We start from the raw sequence: 3,538 nt of genomic DNA on the forward strand, positions 1-3,538 counted from the left end.
TCCTCTTTCCTGCGCTCCGTCGGGGCACCAACATCGAGTTTCCCGGCAGAAGCTACCGGATCAATCATGGCTCAGTAGGGTCGGGGACTGGCGCGGTGGCCTGTGAGGGCTCCGTTTCCAGTCCCCGCCCGTCAAGTGAAGTAGGCCGCCGACGAGGTGCCCGCGGCTAGCCTCGGGCTTTCACGAAGCGGCCGTCCGAAGGATGATCAAATAAGCGGGGAGTGCCTCTGAACTGGGACGATAGGGCTTGTCGGAGGTCCTGTTCGTCCCCGAAAATGAAGCACTCCCCGGGTGAAGAAGCGTAGCGGGTCGTACGCGCCTGTCCGAGTTGAAGGCAACGGTCGTTCGGTGGTCTCGCAGGCCGGGGCGGTCCTCTGGTGGAGACGGTCCGAAAGAGCGGCGTGGATGCCGCGTTGTCGGCGGCGCTCGCGCCGTGGTGCAAGCTGCCGGGCGCTGGCCGCCATCCACACCGCACGGGCCGAAGTCCGCGACCACATATGGCAGTTGGCCGGGCTTGATGCTCCGATCGCCGACGGGCAGGTGATCGTGGACATCGACGGCGTGCTGGTGCTGGCCCACTCCGACGAGGAGGACGCCACACGGACCTGGAAGAAGACCTATGGGCATCATCCGCTCATGGCCTTCGTCGACCACGGACGCGGCGGCACCGGAGAGCCCGTCGCGGGACTGCTGCGGCCGGGCAGGGCGGGCAGCAACACCGCCGCCGACCACATCCAGACCACCCGGCTGGCGCTGGCCCAGTTGCCGAGGAAGTTCCGGCGCGGCCGGCACACCCTGATCCGCACCGATTCCACCGACGGTACCCACATGTTCCTCGACTGGCTCACCGCGCGTGGGCGGTGGCTGTCGTACTCGGTCGGCATGACCATCACCGAGCAGATCCATCAGGCGGTGCTGCGGGTTCCCGCCTCAGCGCGGACGCCGACCGTCGAGCCCGGCGGCGAGATCCGTGACGGTGCCTGGGTCGCCGAACTCGCCGGAGATGTACTGGACGGCTGGCCGCAGGGCATGCGGCTGATCGTCCGCAAGGAACGCCCGCATCCCCGCGCTCAGTTGCGGTTCACCAATGCCGACGGCATGCGCCTGACGGCGTTTGCCACCAACACCAAGGACGCCGCGATCGCGGCGCTGGAACTGCGGCACCGCCAGCGGGACCGCGCCGAGGACCGCATCCGCGCCGCGCGAGCCACCGGCCTGCGCAACCTGCCCCTGCACGACGCAGCACAGAACCAGATCTGGCTGGAGATCCTCCAGATCGCGCTGGACCTGCTGGCCTGGATGCCGATGCTGGCCCTGACCGGCCCCGCCCGGCCTGTGGGAACCCAAGCGCCTGAGGCTGCGGCTGTTCTCCGCCGCCGCCCAACTCGTCACCACCGGCCGACGCCGCATCCTCCACCTCGCGAAGCACTGGCCCTGGACCGACGTGATCACCGAAGCCCTGCAACGGCTCGCTGCCCTGCCGAACCCCGGCTGACCAGCATCTTCCTGTCCCTACGAACAGCACCACCCCGGCCGGAGACGTGGAACCCGGCGCCCACCCGACGCGACAGCCTGGCCACAGACCTGCCCGTCATCAGACTGGACGACCGAAACGGCCCGCCAGCGAATCCGACAGGGCCGTCACGTAGGGTCGGGGGCTGGCGCGGTGGCGGAGTACGTCCGCTCCGTGTCCAGCCCCCGCCGCATCGAACCGTGCGTGCGGTTCTCCCGCACACGGCTCACCGACGCCGTTCACCACCGGCATTCGGCCTGCCCCGCCAGTCCCGGAAGGGTCTGGGGGCGACGACGGTCCCGTGCAGAGCGACCAGCCCCAGCGAGTCGGCGGAGGCGAACGCCACCACCGACCAGCCGAATCTCCGGCTGCGCCGATGCTTCTTGGCGAGGAACCCGCCGATCCGCATCCGCGCATAGGAGCCGATCTGGTCGAAGCGGTGGGCCGAATTCCCGAAGCGGAAATACGCGCCCCACCCGCGAAGGAACGCATTCAGAGGGCGGAATAAGAGTGCATAGGAGTTTTGTCGTCACCTGAACGTGTGGCGGTGGGGCATCCCGGCCGTTCGGCGGCCATGGGCATGTTGGGCTGGTCGCCGTGAGCGAGCGCAAGCCCTACAAGACCGACGTGAGCGACGAGCAGTGGCCGATGGTCGAGCCGGTGATCGCCGCGTGGAAGGCCGCGCATCCCTCGGTCAGCGGCCATCAGGGCCGGTACGCGATGCGGGAGATCGTCAACGCACTGCTCTACCAGGGCCGGACCGGTTGCCAGTGGGACCTGCTCCCGCACGACTTCCCGCCGCCCGGCGCGGTGAAGTACTACTTCTACACCTGGCGTGACGACGGCACCGACCAGACCATTCACGACCTGCTGCGTTGGCAGGTGCGGGAAATGGCGCATCGGAAGGCGGACCCGAGCCTGGTGGTGCTCGACACCCAGAGCGTGCACGCGGCGGCCGGAGTGCCCGCTGAGTCGACGGGGCGCGACGCGGCAAGAAAAGTACCGGGCCGCAAGCGCGGCCTGGCCGTTGACGTTCTGGGGCTGGTGATCGCGGTGGTGGTGGCGGCCGCGTCGGCGCACGAGAACGCCGTCGGCATCGCGCTGCTGGACGAGGTCGCCGCCGACACCGACACCGTTCAGAAGGCCCTGGTCGACCAGGGCTTCAAGAACGCCGTCGTCGCGCACGGGGAGAAGGTGGGCATCGGGGTGGAGGTCGTGGAGCGCAATCCCGCGCAGACCGGGTTCGTTCCCCAGGCCAAGCGGTGGGTCGTGGAGCGCGCCTATGGGATCTTGATGCTGCACCGCAGGTACGAGCACCGGCCCCGCAGTTCGGAGTCGCGGGTGTACTGGGCGATGACCGCGGTGATACTGCGCCGGCTGACCGGGGCGACTACACCGGCCTGGCGCACCGCGTGACCGGCGGGGAGCTGACCCTCGGCGCGGTGCTGGCACGGCTGGAGGAGCGGGAACGGGAGATTACCGCGCAGGCCGAGACGATGCGAGAACAGATCACGCAGCTGACCGCACAGCTCGATCGGCCGGGCCGCCGAAGACGTCCGGATCACCCGCAAGACACTGCTGGGGCTGCCCGACCCGCAACCGCCCGCGCCGCCGGCACCGAAACTGCCGGACCATCCGGCCTATCAGCAGATCATGGCGGTGTTCACCGCCGCCGACCACCCGCTGCGGGCCCGGCAGGTGTGCGAGGCGATGGACCTGCCGGTCGCGCCCAACAACATCAACAACGTCCGCCTCAAGCTCAAGCGGCTGGCCGACCGCGGAATCCTGGCCGAGACCGAGCCAGGCTTGTTCACCCAGCCCCGGCCATAGCCGACCGACGTCGCCCCGACCTGCCCGCTTGTCCCGCACGAAACGAAGAATCGGGCATCAGCTCTGATACCGTCCTCTCAGAGGGCATTTGATTTAGGTAGATCGCCCCGTATGCCCTAGTAGGTGCCTCGCCAGGTGGGTGTGGTCTCGTCCGTTATGCGCTTGGCGAGGTTGTCGATCGAGGCGATGTGGATC

3 protein-coding genes and 1 pseudogene are annotated in these 3,538 nt (G+C 68.7%); 3 read left to right on the top strand and 1 reads right to left on the bottom strand.

What is annotated here, in order from left to right; genetic code table 11:
- Positions 1–291: 291 nt before the first annotated feature.
- Positions 292–1,495: pseudogene (locus ACWEKM_RS46120) on the top strand (IS1380 family transposase).
- Between the two features lie 244 nt (positions 1,496–1,739).
- Here the strand turns inward: ACWEKM_RS46120 and ACWEKM_RS46125 are convergent.
- Positions 1,740–2,009: a group II intron maturase-specific domain-containing protein gene (locus ACWEKM_RS46125; protein ID WP_451627301.1), complete on the bottom strand. Its 270-nt coding sequence runs from the start codon at positions 2,007–2,009 to the stop codon at positions 1,740–1,742.
- Between the two features lie 101 nt (positions 2,010–2,110).
- On the opposite strand from ACWEKM_RS46125, the gene ACWEKM_RS46130 reads away from it, so the two are divergent.
- Positions 2,111–2,929, top strand: a complete 819-nt coding sequence (locus tag ACWEKM_RS46130) for an IS5 family transposase (RefSeq protein ID WP_451627299.1) — start codon at positions 2,111–2,113, stop codon at positions 2,927–2,929.
- A gap of 237 nt (positions 2,930–3,166) precedes the next feature.
- Positions 3,167–3,343, top strand: a complete 177-nt coding sequence (locus ACWEKM_RS46135) for a hypothetical protein (protein WP_451627300.1) — start codon at positions 3,167–3,169, stop codon at positions 3,341–3,343.
- Positions 3,344–3,538 lie beyond the last annotated feature (195 nt).

This window comes from Streptomyces sp. NPDC004752, from assembly GCF_053601275.1.

What these genes read in the sequence shown, in the direction of transcription:
- ACWEKM_RS46135 (WP_451627300.1), top strand. Translation starts at nt 3,167, where the DNA reads ATGGCGGTGTTCACCGCCGCCGACCACCCGCTGCGGGCCCGGCAGGTG.